The 1775-nt window shown below is 63.8% G+C and carries 2 protein-coding genes and 1 pseudogene; all 3 read left to right on the forward strand.

All coding sequences use genetic code 11. The annotated features are described in order from the left end of the window. Positions 1-304 (forward strand): hypothetical protein (locus ACXJL8_RS40175; RefSeq protein ID WP_456686941.1); only part of this gene is annotated, 304 nt, incomplete at its 5' end. A gap of 232 nt (positions 305-536) precedes the next feature. Beyond that, a complete protein-coding gene (locus ACXJL8_RS40180) occupies positions 537-1499 on the forward strand; it encodes a DUF5309 domain-containing protein (RefSeq protein WP_456624011.1) in 963 nt (320 codons plus the stop codon). A gap of 68 nt (positions 1500-1567) precedes the next feature. Continuing rightward, positions 1568-1775, forward strand: a pseudogene (locus tag ACXJL8_RS40185) (hypothetical protein); the annotation flags it as partial.

Here is a 1775-nt window from a genome sequence, read left to right on the forward strand (position 1 = left end):
GTTCGGTCCGCCGCGCATCGTCCAAGCCTCGCCAGTCTCGCGCCAGACGATAGCCGAGTCTCTTCTCTCGACCGCAACACAGCCGTCTTCAGCGCCGCTAGCCAATCTCATTATCGACCGCATTCAGCGTCTGCAGCAGCAAAACTCGAGTCAGACTCAATCTTCTTCTTTCGATACGGGGGCTGCACCGCTACCGTTCAGCCCCACGGCCACGTTCGCGCCGCAAGGATACGAGCCGGTTGAAGGCGATCCCCCTGAAGACAAGTCGCCCATCCGACGTTTGACGCGTGTCCGGCCAGGTTGACGCCGCGCAACAACGCCGATCAGGTCAACCATCGTAGTTAGGCCGACCCTGCGCGGTTCGCGCGGGCGCCCGGCAGAGATGTCTCGCGGATCCGCGAACCGGAAGCCTAGATTTCCGCGCCATCGCGTGAGCGAGAACAGAAGACGCCAGCAACTCAGGCCGCAGTTTCCAGGAGAGGCGCAGCGACATCGTTGCGTTGTCGGAACAGCACGGCTGTCACAAGGAAACATCGATGACTCTACCGACTTCCACCTTCGTTACCTACTCCGCGGTGGGCAACCGCGAAGACCTCAGCGATATGATCTATCGCATCGATCCCGTCGACACCCCCTTCATGAGCGGCGTCGACAAGGAGAAGGCGACTGCCGTCAATCATGAATGGCAGACGCAGGCTCTCGCCGGCGCCGACGCCAACAACGCCCAGCTCGAGGGCGACGATCCCAACACCAACACGACGACGCCGACCGTTCGGCTCGGCAACCTCTGCCAGATCTCCTACAAGGTTGCCCGCGTCTCTGGCACGCAGCAGGCGGTGGACCACGCCGGCCGCGACAACGAGCTCGCCTATCAGGAGATGCTGAAAGGCCTCGAGCTCAAGCGTGACCTCGAGACCATCCTCTGCGGCACCAACCAGGCCAAGGTCGCCGGCAACACCACGACCGCGCGCAAGACCGCCTCCGTCCTCTCCTGGGTCTTTTCGAACACCTCGAAGGGAACGGCCGGCGGCGCAGCTGACCCGGCGGCCGCCGACGGCACCGGCACGCGAACGGACGGCACGCAGCTCGCCTTCACCGAGGTGCGGCTGAAGACCGTGCTGTCCTCGATCTGGACCAATGGCGGCAAGCCCGGCACCATCATGACCGGCGCCTTCAACAAACAGGTGTTCTCGACCTTCACCGGGCGTTCCACGGCGGTCGAGGAGTCCAAGTCGAAGAAGATCGTGGCATCGGTCGATGCCTATGAATCCGATTTCGGCAAGCTCAAGGTGGTCGCCAACCGCTTCCAGCGCCCGCGCGATGTCCTGGTGCTCGAGCTGGACAAATGGGCGGTGGCCTATCTCAACGGCCGCAACATGATCTCGATCCCGCTGGCCAAGACCGGCGACTCCGATCGCCGGCAGATCCTGGCCGAGTATGCGCTGGTCTCGCGCAACGAGAAAGCCTCCGGCGGCGTGTTCGACAACACCACTTCCTGAGCGATCAGGATCATCCATCTCACCCTCGGGGCGGCCTTCGGGCCGCCTCTTTCATTTGGAGACACAAGATGCCGCTTCCCGGCAATCGCACTCTCAACACCGCCGATCTCACCGCCTACACCCCGTCCTGCGGCGCAAGCCCGGTCGCCGCCTATGTCCGCGTTCCCTTTCGCTGCCGCGTGCTGAAAGTCGCCGGCATCCTGGGCGGCGCGATCACGACGGCCGACGGCACCGTCACCGTTTCGGCCAATGCGGCGACGCTCGCGACCTTCACTG

The sequence above is a fragment of the Bradyrhizobium sp. P5_C11_2 genome, assembly GCF_054049755.1.